We start from the raw sequence: 18,336 nt of genomic DNA, 5'->3' as shown, positions 1-18,336 counted from the left end.
TGTGTACCTCCGGACGGGTGACGCGACCGGTCCGGCGCCTCCGGCCTCCGCGATCCGGTGCCTTCAGCCGCCCGGCTCCGGTGCCTCCGGCCGCCGCGATCCGGTGCTTCGGCCTCGCGCGTCGGACACCGGGGCGTCGGCGCGCGGGCTCACCGGTCTCAGCGCATGAACTTCTTGAACTCGTCCGGCAGCTCGAAGTCCTTGCCCGGCTCGCCCGCGGGCAGCCCGAACGCCCCGCCCTGCTGGGCCTGCTGCTCGCGGCGCTCCGCGGCGGCCTGCTCCTCGGCCTTGCGCTTCATCGGGTTGCCGCTGCGGCGCTTGCCCTTCGCCTGCTTGACCTGCTTCTTCTGCCGCCCGGCGCCGCCGCCCATGCCCGGGATGCCCGGCATCCCCGGCAGGCCGCCGCCCTGCGCCATGCGCGACATCATCTTGCGCGCCTCGAAGAACCGCTCGACCAGCGACTTCACGGCGCTGACCTCGACACCGGAACCCCGGGCGATACGCGCGCGGCGCGAGCCGTTGATGATCGTCGGGTCCTGGCGCTCGGCCGGGGTCATCGACTTGATGATCGCGGCCGTGCGGTCCACGTCCCGCTCGTCGATGCTGTTGATCTGGTCCCGCATCTGCGCCATGCCGGGCAGCATGCCGAGCAGCTTCGAGATGGAGCCCATCTTGCGGACCTGCTCCATCTGGGCCAGGAAGTCGTCGAGCGTGAAGTCCTTGCCCTTGGAGGACGCCAGCTTGGAGGCCATCTTGGCGGCCTCTTCCTGGCTGAAGGTCTGCTCGGCCTTCTCGATCAGGGAGAGCACGTCGCCCATGCCGAGGATGCGGGACGCCATACGGTCCGGGTGGAACGCGTCGAAGTCGTCCAGCTTCTCGCCGTTGGAGGCGAACATGATCTGGCGGCCGGTGACGTGCGCGATCGACAGCGCGGCACCGCCGCGCGCGTCGCCGTCGAGCTTGGAGAGGACCACGCCGTCGAAGCCGACGCCGTCGCGGAAGGCCTCCGCCGTGTTGACGGCGTCCTGGCCGATCATGGCGTCGACCACGAAGAGGATCTCGTCCGGGGAGACGGCGTCCCGGATGTCCGCGGCCTGCTGCATCATCTCCTGGTCGATGCCCAGGCGGCCGGCGGTGTCGACGATGACGATGTCGTGGAGCTTGGTCCGCGCGTACTCGATGGAGTCCTTGGCGACCTTGACCGGGTCGCCGACGCCGTTGCCCGGCTCGGGGGCGTAGACGGACACCCCGGCGCGCTCGGCGACGACGGAGAGCTGGTTGACGGCGTTCGGGCGCTGGAGGTCGCAGGCGACGAGCAGCGGCGAGTGCCCCTGGCCCTTGAGCCACAGGCCGAGCTTTCCGGCGAGCGTGGTCTTGCCCGCACCCTGGAGACCGGCCAGCATGATCACGGTGGGCGGCTGCTTGGCGAAGCGCAGCCGGCGGGTCTCGCCGCCGAGGACCTTGATCAGTTCCTCGTTGACGATCTTGATGATCTGCTGGGCGGGGTTCAGCGCCTTGGAGACCTCGGCGCCCAGCGCCCGCTCCTTGACGCTCTTGATGAAGGCCCGGACGACCGGGAGGGCGACGTCCGCCTCGAGCAGGGCGATCCGGATCTCACGGGCGGTGGCGTCGATGTCCGCCTCGCTGAGCCTCCCTTTGCCACGGAGGCCTTTGAAAGTGGCTGCAAGGCGGTCGGAGAGGGTATCGAACACGGCGGTCGCGGATCCTCGGGTCTAGGGAGCGGGCGGACAGTTGCCACCCAAGGGTATCGGGCCGGGTGGGCGAGCCGCCCCGCCCACCGGCGGCGGGCGGGGCGGGCCCGGTCACGACAGCGCCCGCTCCACGCCCCGTGCGACCTCCGCCGCCTCCGCGCCCGGCAGCGGCGCGCCGCCCGGCCCGGTCACGTACACGGTGTCCACCGCGTTGGCGCCCAGGGTGCTGACGTGGGCGCTGCGCACCCGCACCCCCGCGTCCTCCAGCGCCCGCCCGATCCGGAACAGCAGGCCGGGGGCGTCCTGGGCGCGGACCTCCAGGACGGTGGCGCGGGCGGCGGAGCCCGCGGGGGCGACCGTGACGCGCGGCGGCGGGGCCTGCACACCGCGGCGCCTGGGGTAGGCGGCGTCGCGTGCGGCGAGCCGGGCGGCCACGTCCAGGGAGCCGTCGAGGGCGCGGACCAGGTCGGCGCGCAGCCGGGCGGGCTGCGGGAGGGAGCCGTACTCGGCGGCGACGCGCCAGTTGAGGACCAGCACGGAGCCGGTGGCGCCCAGTTCGGTGGGCAGGTCGATGGCGCGCAGGTCGGCGGAGCGGACGGTGAGCCGGTGCAGGGCGAGGACGCCGGCGGCGGCGGGGAGGACGCCGGGCTGGTCGGGCAGGGCGATGAGCAGTTCGACGCCGACCGGTTCGGGTCCCCCGTCGTCGGGGGCGGTCTCGGCGTGCAGGCCCAGCACCGGCCCTCCGGTGCGCAGCGCCTCCATCGCCAGCCGCTCCTCCTCCGCGCCGGGCGCCGCGGGTTCGGCGGCGGGCGGGGCGTCCCCCGCGAGGGCGGCGGCCACGCGTTTGACCAGGTCGGCGACGAGCGAGGCGCGCCAGGTGGACCACGCGGCGGGGCCGGTGGCCAGGGCGTCGGCCTCGGTGAGGGCGTGCAGCAGTTCCAGGGTGGCGGCGGTGCCGACGACGCGTGCGACGGACTCGACGGTGGCGGGGTCGTCGAGGTCGCGGCGGGTGGCGGTCTCCACGAGGAGGAGGTGGTGGCGTACGAGGGTGGCAAGAACGGCGGCGTCCGCCTGGTCGAAGCCGACGCGGACGGCCACGTCGCGGGCGATGGTCTCACCGGCGACGGAGTGGTCGCCGGGCCATCCCTTGCCGATGTCGTGGAGGAGCGCCGCGACGAGCAGCAGGTCGGGGCGGCCGACACGGCGGGTGAGGGAGGAGGCGCGTACGGCGGTCTCGACGAGGTGCCGGTCGACGGTCCAGGTGTGGACGGGGTTGCGCTGGGGGCGGCAGCGTACGCGCTCCCAGTCGGGGATGAGCCGGGTGATGAGCCCTTCGGCTTCGAGGGCCTCCCAGACGGCGCGGGTGGGTTCGCCGGCTCCGAGGAGGGTGACGAGCTGTTCGCGGGCGTCGGCGGGCCACGGCACGGGCAGGGGGCGGGCGGTGGTGGCGAGGTGGCGTACGGCGTGCCGGGAGAGGGGCAGGCCGGCCTGGGCGGCAGCGGCGGCGGCCCGCAGCGGCAGGACGGGGTCGCGTTCGGGGCGTGCGGTGCGGGCCAGTACGGCCTCGCCGTCCATCTCCACGACGCCCTCGGCGAGCGGGGTGCGTTCGGGCTGCGGGCGGCTCGCGCGGGAGCCGAGGAGGGAGCGCAGGCGGGGGCGGGCGGAGCGGGCGCGCAGGACGCGGTGGACCTCGCGCCAGGTGACGTCGGAGGCGTACGCGATGGTGCGGGCGGCCTCGTAGACGTGGCGGAGCAGGGTGTCGGCGTCGAGGAGGCCGAGGGCGCGGGCGACCTGGTCCTGTTCCTGGAGGGCGAGGCGGTCGGTGGCGCGGCCGGTGGTGAGGTGGAGGGCGTCGCGTACGTCGAGGAGGGTGCGGCGGGCCTCGGCGAGGCCGTCGCGGGGGGCGTCGGCGAGCCAGGAGGCGGCGACGGCCCGCAGGGCGGTGGTGTCGCGCAGGCCGCCGCGGGCCTCCTTGAGGTCGGGTTCGAGGAGGTGGGGCAGTTCGCCGTGGCGTTCGGCGCGTTCCTCGCACAGTTCGCGCAGTGCGGGCAGGCGCCGGGGGGCCTGGTTGCGCCAGTCGGCGAGGACGGCGGTGCGCAGGGCGGCGACGAGGCCGAGGTCGCCGGCGAGGGGGCGGGCGTCGAGCAGCCCGAGGTGTGCCTTGAGGTCGTCGGCCGCGGTCCTGCGGGCCTCGGCGGGGGTGCGGACGGAGTGGTCGAGGGTGAGGCCGAGGTCCCAGACGGGGTACCAGAGGCGGTCGGCGAGCGCGGCGATCGCGGCGGGGTCGGCGGTGCCGTCGTGGAGGAGGAGCAGGTCGAGGTCGCTGCGCGGGGACAGCTCGCCGCGTCCGTAGCCGCCGACGGCGACGAGCGCGGTGCCGCGGGGCGGGTCGGCGGCCGCGTGGAGGGCGGCGAGCCAGTCGTCGGTGAGCCGGGCGAGGGCGGTACGGCGCGGCGGCCCGGGCCGCGTCTCCTGGTCCAGGAGGCGCAGCCGGGCCGCCGCGTAGCCTCCCCCGGGCTCTCGGCTTCGCTCGAGCTGGGGGGACCCCCAAGGTCCCGGGTCTTCCGTTGTGCGGTGGGGGTCGGTGCTCGTCACCCGGCTGCTCCTCTACAGTGCGTCGGGTCCGCGCTCGCCGGTGCGGACGCGTACGGCGGTGTCGACGGGGACGCTCCACACCTTGCCGTCGCCGATCTTGCCGGTGCGGGCGGCTTTGACGATGACGTCGATGAGCTGCTCGGCGTCGTCGTCCTCGACGAGGACCTCGATGCGGATCTTCGGTACGAGGTCGACGGTGTACTCGGCACCGCGGTAGACCTCCGTGTGGCCGCGCTGGCGTCCGTAGCCGCTGGCCTCGGTGACGGTCAGTCCCTGGACTCCGAAGGCCTGGAGGGCTTCCTTGATCTCGTCGAGCCGGTGGGGCTTGACGATCGCGGTGATGAGCTTCATGCGTCCACCTTCTTCTGCTGCGCCTTCTTCTGCTGCCCCGCCGCGGCCGTCTCGGCGGTGGCGGGTACGGCCTTGCGGGGAGCGGTGCCGCCGCCGGCGCCGCTGAAGTCGTACGCGGTCTCGGCGTGCTCGACCTGGTCGATTCCGGAGATCTCGTCGTCCTCGCCGACGCGCATGCCGATCGTCTTGTGGATGACCAGGGCGAGGACGGCGGAGACGACCAGGGAGTAGGCGAGGACGGCGGCGACGCCGATGACCTGCTTGACCAGCTGCTCGGCGCCGCCTCCGTAGAAGAGGCCCTTCGCCTCGGACTGGACGCCGCCGGTGGCGAAGAAGCCGACCAGTACGGAGCCGACGATGCCGCCGACGAGGTGGACGCCGACGACGTCGAGGGAGTCGTCGTAGCCGAACTTGTACTTGAGGCCGACGGCCATGGCGCACAGGACGCCGGCGACCGCGCCGATGGCGATGGCGCCGAGCGGGGAGCAGGAGCCGCCGGCGGGGGTGATGGCGACGAGGCCGGCGACGGCGCCGGAGGCGGCACCGAGGGTGGTGCAGGCACCGTGGCGGATCTTCTCGTACGCGAGCCAGGCGAGCATCGCGGCGGCGGTGGCGACCTGGGTGTTGACGAACATCACCGCGCCGACGCCGTCGTCGTTGCCGAGCCAGGAGCCGGCGTTGAAGCCGAACCAGCCGAACCAGAGGAGGGCCGCGCCGAGCATGACGAGCGGCAGGCTGTGGGGGCGCATGGGGTCCTTCTTGAACCCGACGCGCTTGCCGATGACGAGGATCACGCCGAGGGCCGCGGCGCCGGCGTTGATGTGGACGGCGGTGCCGCCCGCGAAGTCGATGACGCCCATCTCGAAGAGCCAGCCGCCGGAGCCCCAGACCCAGTGGGCGACGGGGAAGTAGACGACGGTGGCCCACAGGGCGATGAACAGGGCCCACGAGCCGAACTTCACGCGGTCGGCGAGGGCGCCGCTGATCAGCGCGGGCGTGATGACCGCGAACATCAGCTGGAAGACGGCGAAGACGAAGACGGGGATCGTGTAGCCGTCCCAGAGCTGGTCGCGGCCGATGCCGCTGAGGCCGACGTAGTCGGAGGACCAGCCGACGACCGATCCGGTGTCCGTGCCGAAGGCGATGCTGAAGCCGTAGAGGACCCACAGGACCGTGACGATCCCAAGGCTGATGAAGCTCATCATCAGCATGTTGAGGGTGCTCTTGACGCGGACCATGCCTCCGTAGAAGAAGGCGAGGCCGGGGGTCATCAGCATCACGAGGGCGGAGCAGATGAGCATGAATCCGGTGTTGGCGGCAGAGAGCGCGGGTGCTTCCTCTGCGGCGAGCGTCAGGATGCCTGGGGGCATCGGCGTCTCCTCGTCGTCGGTCGGCCTGTGCGGGGCGCGGAGCCGGGGCTGCGCGGCTGTGAGGGATGGCCGGTTATGACGCAGGAGATTCGCGCAGCGCCGTTTCGGACGATGCCGCCCGGTGTTTCTGCGCGGTGACGAAGGGGCGGGGCGTGTTACGCGGGGGTGAACCGCCGGTTCACGGGACCGTTGCGGGGATACCCTTCGCCGGGCGTGGACCGGCCGCGGCAGCCGCGCCCGTCGACCTGGCGGTGGGGGAACCGAATCGGACTGTACGGGCGGCTGCCGCGGCCGGGGTCTGGGGCCGGGGCGGGTGCTCGGATGCCGGTGCTCCGGCGGGTCGCCGGTGGCCGCTGTGCCGGCGGGTCGCCCGCGGGCGGTGCGCCGGTGGGGCGCGGGGCACGGCGCGGTGCGCGGGGCCGGGGGTGTGCGGTGACCCGGCGGGCGGGGTGTGTGCGGTTGCCGGGGGTGCGGCTCAGACGGCTTCGGCGGTCTCCGGGAGCGTCTTGGCGAGGAGTTCGGTGATGTCGGTGACCTCGGGGACGTCGCCGAAATCCCGTACGGCGGAGTCCACGGTCTTGCGGAGCCGGGTGTTCACCCGCTCGGAGCGGATCCGGCCGGCGACGGTGAGGGCCTGCCGCGCCTTGTCCATGGCCTGCTCGGGTTCGCGTTGGAGCAGGTGGACCGTGGCCATGCCGACGAGGTTGAGGGCGTAGGAGCGCTGGTGCTCCCGGTCGACGGCGAAGAGGTCGACGGCGCGCTGCATCACCGGTTCGGCGAGGGAGGCGTAGGCGGGGTTGCGCCCGGCGAAGTAGGCCAGGTCGCGGTAGGAGTGGGAGTTCTCGCCGTTGAGCTCCGCCTCGTTGAAGAAGCGGATCCAGTCGGGGTCCGGCTCGTCGTCGAGGCCCGCGTCGGCGAAGGTGTCCTCGGCCATCCGCACGGCCCGCTTGCACTTGCCGGGCTGGCCCATGTTGGCGTAGGCGCGGGCCTCCATCGCATACAGCATGGCCTGGGTGCGGGCGGTCGCGCAGTCGCGGCTGCCGTACTGCGCGAGGTGGATGAGTTCAAGGGCGTCGTCCGGCCGTCCCAGATGGATCATCTGACGGCTCATGGAGGACAGGATGTACGAGCCGAGGGGCTTGTCGCCGGCCTCCTTCGCCGCGTGCAGGGCGAGGACGAAGTACTTCTGGGCGGTGGGCTGCAGGCCCACGTCGTAGCTCATCCACCCGGCGAGTTCGGCCAGTTCGGCGGCGCAGCGGAAGAGGCGCTGGGAGATCGCCGCCGGCTGCGGCTCCTGGAGGAGGTCGGTGACCTCGTGGAGCTGGCCGACGACGGCCTTGCGGCGCAGTCCGCCGCCGCTCTGGGCGTCCCAGGTGCGGAACATGGCGGTGGTGGACTCCAGCATGTCCAGCTCGGCCTTGGACAGCCGGTGCGGGCGCCGGGCCGGCGGGGGCGGGTCGGCGCGGTCGGCGGCCGGGGTGGGGACGAGCCAGCGCTGCATCGGCTCGATGAGGGAGGGTCCCGCCGCGAGGGTGAGGGAGGTGCCGAGGAAGCCGCGCCGGGCCAGCATCAGGTCGCTGCGGGAGAACTCGCTGAGCAGGGACACCGTCTGCGGGCCCGCCCAGGGGAGGTCCACACCGGACACCGAGGGTGACTGGTGGGCGGCGCGCAGACCGAGGTCCTCGACGGCGACGACGGTGCCGAAGCGCTCGGAGAACAGCTCGGAGAGGATGCGCGGGATCGGCTCGCGCGGCTGTTCTCCGTCGAGCCACCGCCGTACGCGGGAGGTGTCGGTGCTGATGTGGTGCGCGCCCAGCTGGCGGGCCCTGCGGTTCACCTGGCGGGCGAGTTCGCCCTTGGACCAGCCGCTGCGCACGAACCACGAGGCGAGCTGCTCGTTCGGGCGCTTTCCGGCATTCGTACCGTCTGTGCCGCTGCCGCCCACTGGAAGGCCCCCATCCGCCGAATCTCCGTGTTGCCGAACCCTGGTCAGAATGCCGTGGATCGCGCCCCGCTGTCCGGGCTTCGCACGCTTTGGTACACGCCCGTCGGCGGACGCCGCATTGCCTCCGGCATACCCACGAGTGCGGACGCTACCCGGGGTTCGGGTACTGAAAGTAATCCTACGATCACCCGTCCCGCGAGGGCCTTCGCAGAAACGCCACCATTCGCCACCCCTTCGAACGAACTCGCCCGGCGCCGGGCGCGATTCACTTGACACATGACCCTCGCAGGCCCGACGCACTGAGGCACGGGACGGCGCACGGACGGGGCTCGCACCACCCTGCCGGCGCCCGTGCGCCGTCCGTACGGGTTACGGCGTGACGGTGTGTCACGTCGGCGCTCCGGGTCGTAACCACCGGCGAGTTCCACCCGTTGGAGGGGGCATGGGCTTCACGATCGGCGGCACGCGCATCCGGGGGATGCGGTCCGGGTGGACGGGTTTCACCGGCCTTGCCGGGTTGACGTTGTCGGGCTCCCGTCGTCGCGCCACGCGGGCGGCGGAGTGCACCGTGGTGGCGGAGTACACCGGCTTGTGGGGCTGGGACGTGGTGCCCGGCGCCCGCGCCGCGAACGGCGCCTGCTCCTGCGGTGACGCCGCCTGCGCGGCTCCGGGGGCGCATCCGCTGGGGTTCGCGCCGGAGGTGGCGGCGGGCGCTTCGCTGGACGAGGTCGCCGAGGTGTGGTCGCGCTTCCCCGGCGCGTCCCTGATGCTGCCGGTCGGGCGGGCGTTCGACGTGCTGGAGGTCGCGGAGCCGGCGGGGCGGAGGGCGCTGGTGCGGCTGGAGCGCATGGGGCTGCCGCTGGGGCCGGTGTGCGTGACGCCGACGGGGCGGGCGCGGTTCTTCGTGGCGCCCGGGGCTTCGCGGGAGCTGCCCGGGCTGCTGTACCGGATGGGCTGGGACGACGCCGAGCTGGACCTGCGGTGCCTGGGGCCGGGCTCCTGGATCACGGCGCCGCCGTCGGACATGGGCGGCCTGGGCCCGGTGCGCTGGCTGCGCCCGCCGTCCCCCGACGCCCCGCACACGGCGCCCCAGGCCCGCCTGCTGCTGGGCACCCTGGCGTACACCAGCCACCGGGTGGCGGCGGCCTGAGGCCCGCGGCGGCGCCGGTTCGCGGCGGGCCGGGGCCGGGCGTGGGGATCTTGCCGTTCGCGGCGCCGGGTGTACGACCCCGCTGGCGGCGGCCGGGCCCGGGCGTGCGGCGCTCCGCCTGTCGCGGCCCGCGACGGACTCGCGCCCTGGCGGTGGCCCCGGCAAACGGCAGCGGGGCGGCCCGTCGGCGCTGACGCACCGGGGGACGCCCCGCTCGCGGGAGGGGTGGGGTCAGGCCGGGTCGCCGATCAGTGCGTCGACGAAGGCCTCCGGCTCGAAGGGGGCCAGGTCGTCCGGGCCCTCGCCCAGGCCGACCAGCTTCACCGGGACGCCCAGCTCGCGCTGGACGGCGATGACGATGCCGCCCTTCGCGGTGCCGTCCAGCTTGGTGAGGACGATGCCGGTGATGTTCACGACCTCCGCGAAGACCCGCGCCTGGATCAGGCCGTTCTGGCCGGTCGTGGCGTCGAGGACGAGGAGGACCTCGTCGAGCGGGCCGTGCTTCTCCACGACGCGCTTGACCTTGCCGAGCTCGTCCATGAGGCCGGTCTTGGTGTGCAGGCGGCCCGCGGTGTCGATGAGCACGACGTCGGCGCCCTCCGCGATGCCCTCCTTCACCGCGTCGTACGCGATGGAGGCGGGGTCGCCGCCCTCGGGGCCGCGCACCGTGCGGGCGCCGACGCGCTCGCCCCAGGTCTGGAGCTGGTCGGCGGCGGCGGCGCGGAAGGTGTCGGCGGCGCCGAGCACGACGGAGCGGCCGTCGGCGACGAGGACGCGGGCGAGCTTGCCCGTCGTCGTGGTCTTGCCGGTGCCGTTGACGCCGACGACCATGACGACGCCCGGCGTCTCCAGGCCGCCCTCCGTCTTCACGGAGCGGTCGTAGTCGGTGCCGACGAGGGCGAGCAGCTCCTCGCGGAGGAGAGCGCGCAGCTCCTCGGGGGTGCGGGTGCCGAGGACGCGGACGCGCTCGCGCAGGCGCTCCACGAGCTCCTGGGTGGGGGTGACGCCGACGTCGGCGGTGAGGAGGGTGTCCTCGATCTCCTCCCAGGTCTCCTCGTCCAGGTTGTCCCGCGAGAGCAGCGTGAGCAGGCCCTTGCCGAGGGAGTTCTGGGAGCGGGCGAGCCGGGCGCGCAGCCGGACGAGCCGGCCCGCGGTGGGCGCGGGGATCTCGATCTCGCGGACGGGGGGCTCCGCGACGACGGGGTCCTCGACGGCGGCCGGCGTCTCGACGGCCTCCTCGGCCGTGGGCAGTCCGACTTCGTCGATGGTCCGGCGTTGCTCGTCGCGGGGTGTCTCCGCCTCCTCGCCGACGCGGGGCTCGGCTGGCGGGGCGGTGATGGTCGGCGTGGTCGAAGGGGCCTCGGGCGGCGGCAGCTTCTTCCGGCGTCCGCCGACGACGAGGCCGCTGATCACGCCGACCGCGACCAGGGCGATGACTACAGCAAGGATGACGAATTCCATGGTCCGTCCAGTATGCGCGACGCCCTTGCCGCGCCCCCGTGCCGGAATGCGGGGTTTCGGGGGTTACGAGGCGAGAAGCGCTGGTTCGGGGGCTTGAGCCCGGGAGGCCGGGGCCTGGGACGCGGGCCCAGGGGGCGTACAGAGGCCGGCTGCCCCGGTCCGCGCGGAAGGGGCGGGGCCGGGGCAGCCGGAAGTCGAGGAGAGGGGCAGCGGGGATTAGCCCATCTCCTCCAACGCCTTGCCCTTGGTCTCCTTGACGTACTTGAGCACGAAGGGGATGGAGAGCACGGCGAAGACCGTGTAGATGACGTACGTGCCCGACAGGTTCCAGTCGGCGAGCGACGGGAAGCTGGCGGTGATGAGCCAGTTGGCGAGCCACTGGGCGGAGGCGGCGACACCGAGGGCGGCGGCGCGGATCCGGTTGGGGAACATCTCGCCGAGGAAGACCCAGACGACCACGCCCCACGAGAGGGCGAAGAAGAGGACGAAGGCGTGGGCCGCGACCAGCGCGACGACGCCCTGGGTCTCGGGCAGCTTGCCGTCCACGAGGTCGGCGGAGAAGGCCCAGGCCTCGAAGGCGAGGGCGATGGCCATGCCGGCGGAGCCGACGAGGGCGAGCGGCTTCCGGCCGACCCGGTCGACCAGGACCATCGCGATCACCGTGCCGATGATGTTGATGATCGACGTGGTGAACGAGTAGAAGAACGAGCCGGACGGGTCGACGCCGACGGACTGCCACAGGGTGGCGGAGTAGTAGAAGGCGACGTTGATGCCGACGAGCTGCTGGAAGACGGACAGGCCGATGCCGACCCAGACGATCGGCAGCAGCGCGAAGCGGCCGCCCATCAGGTCCTTGAAGGTCGACTTGTGCTCGCGGCGCATGGCCGCCTCGATCTCGGCCACCCGCGCGTCGAGGTCGACGCTGTGGCCCTCGACCTCGCCGAGCACCTCGCGGGCGCGGTCCTTGCGGCCGACGGAGATCAGGAAGCGGGGCGACTCGGGGATCGCGAAGGACAGCAGGCCGTAGAGCAGGGCGGGGACGACCATGACGCCGAGCATCCACTGCCAGGCCTCCAGGCCGGCGATCTCGCCGCGCTGGTCGCCGTCGGCGAGGTTGAGGATCGCGTAGTTGACCAGCTGCGAGACGGCGATGCCGATGACGATCGCGGCCTGCTGGAAGGCGCCGAGGCGGCCGCGGTACGCCGCGGGGGCGACCTCCGCGATGTAGGCGGGGCCGATGACGGACGCCATGCCGATGGCGAAGCCGCCGACGACGCGCCAGAACGCGAGGTCCCACAGGGCGAACGGCAGGGCGGAGCCGATGGCGCTGACCGTGAAGAGCGCGGCGGCGATCTGCATGCAGCGGATGCGGCCGATGCGGTCGGCGATGCGCCCGGCGGTCGCGGCGCCGATGGCGCAGCCGATCAGGGCGACGGCGATGACCTGGGCGAGGGTTCCGGAGCCGATGTCGTAGCGGTCCCGGATGGCCTCGACGGCGCCGTTGATGACGGAGCTGTCGTAGCCGAAGAGGAAGCCGCCCATCGCGGCGGCCGCCGTGATGAAGATGACATGGCTGAGGTGGTCGGGGTGGGCCTGGCGGGCTCCCGACGCGGGGGGCTGCGTGGCGCTGGTCACGAGGTACTCCTGGGCCCGGCTCCGTCGCCGGGCGTGGGGGGTCAGCCCTTCCAGTGGCGCACAACCTCATGCCGCCCACCACTTGAAGGTGAATGAATCGGTGCCGAGACTATGCCTTCAACACCCGAAGTCAACAGTCCGAGTCGTGTGACGTGAAGCGCAATTCCGAAGGGATTGTGTTCAAGACTTGGACTTGATCATGCGGATGTTGATCAGCGGAGCCTCTGGCTCACGACCTTCGATACCCCGTCGCCCTGCATCGACACCCCGTACAGCGCGTCCGCGACCTCCATGGTCCGCTTCTGATGCGTGATCACGATCAGCTGGGAGCTCTCCTGGAGCTCCTGCATGATCCGGATGAGCCGCTGGAGGTTGGTGTCGTCCAGCGCGGCCTCGACCTCGTCCATGACGTAGAAGGGGCTCGGCCGCGCCTTGAAGATCGAGACGAGCATGGCGACGGCCGTCAGGGAGCGTTCGCCGCCGGACAGCAGGGACAGCCGCTTGACCTTCTTGCCCGGCGGGCGGGCCTCGACGTCCACGCCGGTGGCCAGCATGTCGTCCGGGTCGGTCAGGACGAGCCGCCCCTCGCCGCCCGGGAACAGCCGCGCGAAGACGCCCTCGAACTCGCGTGCCGTGTCCCGGAAGGCCTCCGTGAAGACCTGCTCGACCCGCTCGTCGACCTCCTTGACCACCCGCAGCAGGTCCGCGCGGGTCTTGCGCAGGTCGTCCAGCTGCTCGGCCAGGAACTTGTGCCGTGCCTCCAGCGCCGCGAACTCCTCGAGCGCCAGCGGATTCACCTTCCCGAGCTGCTGGTACGCCCGTTCGGCCGCCTTGAGCCGCTTCTCCTGCTCGGCGCGTACGAAGGGCCGGCCCGGCCCGGCGTCCCCAGTCCCGCCGTCCCCGGCATCGCCCGGCCCGCCCTCCCCGGTCTCGCGCGGTTCGCCGTCGGCGGGCGGCGGGGGCGGTACGGGCTGGTCGGGGCCGTACTCGGCGACCAGCGCCGCCGGGTCCACGCCGAGCTCCTCCAGGGCGCGGCTCTCCAGCTGCTCGATGCGCAGCCGCTTCTCGGCGCCCAGGACCTCCCCGCGGTGGACCGAGTCGGTGAGCTTGTCCAGCTCGGCCTTGAGGTCCCGGCCGCGGGCGCGGGCGGCGGCCAGGTCCTGTTCGCGGGCGGCCCTGGCGGTCTCGGCGGCGTTCCTGTCCTGTTCGGCGCGTACGAGGGAGACCTCGATGTGCGCGAGGAGCGTGCGGGCCCCGGAGGCGACGGCCGCGGCGACCTCCGCCTCGTGGCGCAGCCGGGCGCGGCGCCGCTCGGCGCGGGCGCGGGCCTCGCGTTCGGCGCGGGCGGCGCGGTCGAGGGATTCGGCGCGGCCGGCGAGGCCCTTGACGCGTTCCTCGTGGGTGCGCAGCTGGAGGCGGGCCTCCATCTCGGTCTGGCGGGCGTTGGCGCCGTCGGCGGACAGGCGGTCCCGTACGGAGGTGTCGGGCTCCTCCTCGGCGGGGGCCTCCTGGGCGACGCGCAGCCGTTCGGCCAGCTCCGCGGCCTCTTCGGCGGCCCGGTCGAGGGCTTCCCGGGCGCGGGCGACGGCGGCCGCGGCGCGTTCGGCCTCCCCCGCGGCGCCCCTGGCCTGCCCGGCGAGCCGGCCGAGGCGCTGGGCGACGTCCGACTTCTCCCGGTCGGCGGCCCGGCGCCGCTCCCCCAGCCCGGCCACGCGCGCGGCGAGGGTGCGGCGCCGCTCCTCGGCCTCGTCGTGGCGTGCGGCGAGCTCGTCGCACCGCACGGCCAGGTCGGCCAGCTCGGCGGCGGCCTCGTCGACGGACGCCTGGACCTCCAGGAGGCTGGGCGCCCCGGCGGAGCCGCCGTGCGCGAGGTAGGCGGACAGCAGGTCGCCGTCGCGGGTGACGGCGGTGAGGCCGGGGCGGGCGCGCACCAGCCGCTCGGCGTCCTGGAGGGTGGCGACGACCACGACGTCCCGCAGCAGGCGCCGTACGGCGGGCATCAGGTCGTCGGGGCCGCGCACGAGGCCGGCGGCGTGGAGTGCGCCGTCCGGGAGCGGGGGGAGCCCGTCGCGGGGCGGGGTGTCCGGGTGGTCGCCGGCGATCAGGAGGGTGGCGCGGCCGGCGTCCTGTTTGCGCAGGAGGCGCAGCGCGTCGGCGGCGGTGGCGGTACCGGTGACGGCGAGGGCGTCGGCGGCGGCGCCGAGGGCCGTGGCGAGCGCGGCCTCGTGGCCCGGCTCGACGGTGAGGAGGCCGGCGGCGGGGCCGAGCAGTCCGGTGAGCCGGTCGGCGGCGTCGAGGAGGGCGCCGGTGCCGTCCTTGCGGCGCAGGCCGAGGGCGAGGGCGTCGTGCCGGGCGCGGGTGGCGGCGCGGCGGCGTTCCGCGTCGGTCGCGGCCTCGCGGACGGCGGCGAGGGCGGCCTCCGCCTCGGCGAGCTCCTGCTGGGCGGCCTCGTGGGCCGCGGTGAGGGCGGCGTCGTCGGCGTCGAGTCCGTCCACTTCCGCCTGGAGCCGTTCGTACTCCTCCTGGGCGGCGGCGGCGCGTTCGCGGGCCTCGTCGTGCGCGGCGGTCAGCCGGTCGATCTCGGCCTGGGCCGCGGCGGCGCGGGAGCGGGCGGCGCCGACCTGCCCGGTGAGGCGGGCGAGGCCCTCGCGGCGGTCGGCGATGGCGCGGGCGGCGTCCCGGAGGCGGCGCTCCTCGTCGGCGAGGGCCCGCTCCAGCTCGGCGCGGTGGGCGACGGTGTCCTCCAGGGCGCGTTCGGCGGCCTCCAGCGCGGCGGTGAGCTCCGCCTCCTGTTCCCGTACGCGGGCGGCCTCGCGCTCCAGGTCCTCCGGGTCGCGGCCCCGGCGTTCCTCCACGGGCCCCTCGGTGGCGCTCCTGACGCGGGCGTCCGCCAGGGAGATCGTGCCGCGCACGCGTTCGGCGAGCCGTGACAGCTCGTACCAGGTGTGCTGGGCGCGTTCGAGGCGGGGCGTGAGGCGCCGCACCTCCTCCTCCAGGGCGGCTTCGCGCGCGGCGGCGTCCCTGAGCTCGGCCTCGGCCCGGTCCTTGCGCTCCTTGAGGGCGGCCTCGTCGGCGAGTTCGGCGGCGAGCGCCTCCCGGAGGCGTACGAGGTCGTCGGCGAGGAGCCGCAGCCGGGCGTCGCGCAGTTCGGCCTGGATGACGGCGGCGCGGCGGGCGACGGCGGCCTGCCGGCCGAGCGGCTTGAGCTGGCGGCGCAGCTCGTCGGCGAGGTCCTGGACGCGCGAGAGGTTGGCCTGCATGGCGTCGAGCTTCCGCAGCGCCTTCTCCTTGCGCTTGCGGTGCTTCAGTACGCCGGCGGCCTCCTCGATCAGGGCGCGGCGGCCCATGGGGTCGGCGTGGAGGACGGAGTCGAGCTGGCCCTGGCCGACGATGACGTGCATCTCGCGGCCGATTCCGGAGTCGCTGAGGAGTTCCTGGATGTCCAGCAGGCGGCAGGTGTCGCCGTTGATCTGGTATTCGCTGCCGCCGTTGCGGAACATGATCCGCGTAATGGTGACTTCCGCGTAGTCGATGGGCAGGGCGCCGTCGGAGTTGTCGATGGTGAGGGACACCTCGGCGCGTCCGAGGGGCGGCCTGCCGGTCGTACCGGCGAAGATCACGTCTTCCATCTTGCCGCCGCGCAGGGATTTGGCGCCCTGTTCGCCCATGACCCAGGAGAGCGCGTCGACGACATTGGACTTTCCGGAGCCGTTGGGGCCGACGACGCAGGTGATGCCCGGTTCGAACCGCAGGGTGGTGGCGGAGGCGAACGATTTGAATCCGCGCAGGGTCAGGGCCTTGAGGTGCACGCTCCCGGACTCTACCGGGCGGGTTTCGTTTGGCCGCTGAACAAGGGGGGCAGATCAGTCGGTAAGCATGTGGCGTCCGCTGGAGAACGCCCAGGTGAACACGGGGGGCGGTAAAGAAAGAAGGGACGCCGGAGCGTCCCTTGCATATCTGTTCGCGAGAGTGTTTCTCACCATCCCGCAGGCCCGAGTGCCACGGGGTTCCCTGGCGGGAGTCAGGTGAGCGCAGGCTCGCCCTTGGGTACGTCGATGTCGATGCCGTCGAGCAGCGGCTCGCGGTGAGCGGCGGCAGCGGCGAGCGCGTCCTTCTCGGACTGGATCCGGACCAGCTCGGATTCGAGGTCCTGGACGCGCTGCTGAAGCCGTCGCATCTCGGCGAGCAGTCGCGGGTCGGTACCGCCGACATAACCGAGAAGCGCCTTTGCCATGATGGATGGTCCTCCACACTGAGTGACCGACCGAAGCGGTGTGGGTCGTGAGGGATTTCCGCACCCGCGATGCCCGGCGGTGGGGGTGCCGCTGCGGTTCTTACCGCCGAACAACTAAGGTGCGCGGGGCTTCCAGGGTGTCACCAAAAAGTTTGACGGTCAACACGATCACGCCCTGGATCGACGGGCGACCGGGGGCGCCACGGCCGCGGAACGTGCGGCGGCGCCTCTCGCGCGGTACCCGGAGGGCTTGGAGATCATCCTTGCGCGCCGGGGTCCGCTTCACAACCCCTTCTCGGCAATCACCTGGTCATTTCTGTCTCCGCAGGCCGCGCGCACGGCTGCGGCAAGCGCCGTCTTTCGCCTCGCGCGCCCCCGGAATGGGGGACGCGTCAAGATCGCTTTCAGCGGACCTGGAATCCCTCGTATCCGCCGCGCGGCGTGTCCCAGATCTCAGTGACGCCGTCGACGCGTCCGGGTGTGTCGCCACCGCGCAGCCACTCCAGGAGACGGTGGCAATTCTCACGCGGGCCTTCGGCCACGACCTGGACGCGGCCGTCGTCGAGATTGAGGGCGAAACCGGTGAGACCACCGATCTCCAGTGCGTTCTCCCTGGTGAACCAGCGAAAGCCCACTCCCTGTACTCGTCCGCGTACCCATGCCGTGAGCCGTGCCTCGTCGTTCATGGCTGCACGCTAACCGGCCAATGGCTCCGGCGGCACGTCGCGCCCGGCGCCTCATGGCGTACAGTCCCGAGCCAATGAGCCTCACCCGTTCGGGGGAATCGACGGACGGCTCACAAGGGGACCGCACGACCGCCCCGGACGACCGGCACCGACCGGGCCTCGCGACCGGCACAGCAGGACCGACCCGGCCGGCGACCGACCCGGCCGGACAGCACCGACCACAGCACACAGCACACTGCACGACGCAGGAGCAGGGAGGCAGAGCAGATGGGACGCCATCGACGCTCCGGCGCCGCACCCGCCGCCGACGCGCACGCGGCCGGTGCCGCCGGGACGCCCCGCGGTCACCGCGGCGAGCGGCGCAGGAAGCGGGGGCTGCCGCTGCGCGGAGGGCTGCTCGGCGCCTCGGCCGCCATGGCGGTGGGCGCCGTCGCGGTGACGTCGGGCATCCTGCCCGGCGGCGAGACGTTCACGCTCGGCGGCGGCGCGACGCCGCAGGAGATACGTTCCAGCGGTCCGTCGGACCTCGACGCCCAGGGCCGCGCCGACGCCGTACCGAGCGCCGGGACGCCGTCCGCGCCGGCCGAGCGGAGCGCGGCGCCGTCGCTCGCGGCCCCCTCGAAGTCGCCCTCCCCCAAGCCGTCCACCGCCTCCCCGTCGCCGACGCCGACCAGGACCGCCTCCCCGGCCCCGGTGAAGACCAGGACGCCCGCGCCCCCGCCCCGCACCGAGGCGGCGCCCGCGCCGGAGAAGACGACCGAGACCCCGGTCCCCCGGCTCGACACCACCAGCAGGGCGGCGGCCGCCGAGGCGGCGGTCCTGGAGCTGGTCAACCAGGAGCGCGCGAAGGCCGGCTGCAGCCCGGTCCGCGCCTCTACCGAGCTGGGCGACCTGGCACGGGCCTTCAGCCAGGACATGGCCGCGCGGGACTTCTTCTCCCACACGGACCCCGACGGCGACGGCCCGTGGGAGCGGGCGGCGCAGGCGGGCGTCGAGGGCCTGGGCGGCGAGAACATCGCCCGCGGCCAGGCGGACGCGGCGGCCGTGATGGAGTCCTGGATGAACAGCGAGGGCCACCGCGCGAACATCCTGAACTGCGACTTCAAGCGCCTCGGCGTCGGCGTCCACATCGCCGGGGGCGGCCCGTGGTGGACGCAGAACTTCGGCTTCTGAGGTCCCGCACCGGCTCACGGCGCC

12 protein-coding genes are annotated in these 18,336 nt (G+C 73.5%); 2 read left to right on the top strand and 10 right to left on the bottom strand.

Annotated features, from left to right (window positions below):
• Positions 1 to 158: 158 nt before the first annotated feature.
• The 5 genes from ffh to nsdA form a co-directional block, all read right to left on the bottom strand.
• Positions 159 to 1,712, bottom strand: a complete 1,554-nt coding sequence (ffh, locus tag ACSUPT_RS21760; RefSeq protein WP_351966341.1) for a signal recognition particle protein — start codon at positions 1,710 to 1,712, stop codon at positions 159 to 161.
• A 111-nt stretch (positions 1,713 to 1,823) separates the two neighbouring features.
• Entirely contained in the window at positions 1,824 to 4,307 is a 2,484-nt protein-coding gene (locus ACSUPT_RS21755; RefSeq protein ID WP_436945329.1) for a [protein-PII] uridylyltransferase, read from the bottom strand.
• 12 nt (positions 4,308 to 4,319) lie between these two features.
• The gene (locus ACSUPT_RS21750; protein WP_315878923.1) at positions 4,320 to 4,658 is read right to left on the bottom strand and encodes a P-II family nitrogen regulator; all 339 of its coding nucleotides are present in this window, start codon (positions 4,656 to 4,658) and stop codon (positions 4,320 to 4,322) included.
• On the bottom strand, positions 4,655 to 6,028 hold the full coding sequence (locus ACSUPT_RS21745) for an ammonium transporter (RefSeq protein WP_351966344.1): 1,374 nt from the start codon (positions 6,026 to 6,028) through the stop codon (positions 4,655 to 4,657). Before ACSUPT_RS21745 ends, ACSUPT_RS21750 begins: the two co-directional genes overlap by 4 nt.
• A gap of 475 nt (positions 6,029 to 6,503) precedes the next feature.
• Positions 6,504 to 7,973: a transcriptional repressor NsdA gene (gene nsdA / locus ACSUPT_RS21740; RefSeq protein WP_351966345.1), complete on the bottom strand. Its 1,470-nt coding sequence runs from the start codon at positions 7,971 to 7,973 to the stop codon at positions 6,504 to 6,506.
• Positions 7,974 to 8,415: 442 nt separating this feature from the next.
• Here nsdA and ACSUPT_RS21735 point away from each other — a divergent pair, with 442 nt between their 5' ends.
• Entirely contained in the window at positions 8,416 to 9,123 is a 708-nt protein-coding gene (locus ACSUPT_RS21735; RefSeq protein WP_436945328.1) for a bifunctional DNA primase/polymerase, read from the top strand.
• A 231-nt stretch (positions 9,124 to 9,354) separates the two neighbouring features.
• Here the strand turns inward: ACSUPT_RS21735 and ftsY are convergent, their stop codons facing one another.
• The 5 genes from ftsY to ACSUPT_RS21710 form a co-directional block, all read right to left on the bottom strand.
• Positions 9,355 to 10,584, bottom strand: a complete 1,230-nt coding sequence (ftsY, locus tag ACSUPT_RS21730) for a signal recognition particle-docking protein FtsY (RefSeq protein WP_351966347.1) — start codon at positions 10,582 to 10,584, stop codon at positions 9,355 to 9,357.
• A 216-nt stretch (positions 10,585 to 10,800) separates the two neighbouring features.
• Positions 10,801 to 12,219 (bottom strand): sugar porter family MFS transporter, encoded by a 1,419-nt coding sequence (locus ACSUPT_RS21725; protein ID WP_351966348.1) that lies wholly within the window; start codon positions 12,217 to 12,219, stop codon positions 10,801 to 10,803.
• 212 nt (positions 12,220 to 12,431) lie between these two features.
• Positions 12,432 to 16,028, bottom strand: coding sequence for a chromosome segregation protein SMC (gene smc, locus ACSUPT_RS21720; protein ID WP_436945327.1), 3,597 nt, complete (start codon positions 16,026 to 16,028; stop codon positions 12,432 to 12,434).
• A 212-nt stretch (positions 16,029 to 16,240) separates the two neighbouring features.
• Complete coding sequence (locus ACSUPT_RS21715; protein WP_010472387.1) at positions 16,241 to 16,453, bottom strand: hypothetical protein; 213 nt, start codon at positions 16,451 to 16,453, stop codon at positions 16,241 to 16,243.
• Between the two features lie 404 nt (positions 16,454 to 16,857).
• Positions 16,858 to 17,139 (bottom strand): acylphosphatase, encoded by a 282-nt coding sequence (locus ACSUPT_RS21710; protein WP_023586343.1) that lies wholly within the window; start codon positions 17,137 to 17,139, stop codon positions 16,858 to 16,860.
• A 267-nt stretch (positions 17,140 to 17,406) separates the two neighbouring features.
• Between ACSUPT_RS21710 and ACSUPT_RS21705 the strand changes: the two genes are divergently transcribed.
• Positions 17,407 to 18,312 carry a CAP domain-containing protein gene (locus ACSUPT_RS21705; RefSeq protein ID WP_436945326.1) on the top strand — a complete coding sequence of 302 codons (906 nt, stop codon included), beginning with the start codon at positions 17,407 to 17,409 and terminating at the stop codon, positions 18,310 to 18,312.
• The last annotated feature ends 24 nt before the right edge of the window (positions 18,313 to 18,336 follow it).

Origin of the sequence: Streptomyces sp. SudanB25_2051, from assembly GCF_964272635.1 — a bacterium.
Classification (GTDB): Bacteria; Actinomycetota; Actinomycetes; order Streptomycetales; family Streptomycetaceae; genus Streptomyces.
The sequence above is the reverse complement of the archived record's forward strand: the minus strand, read 5'-3'. Positions and strand labels throughout refer to the sequence as shown.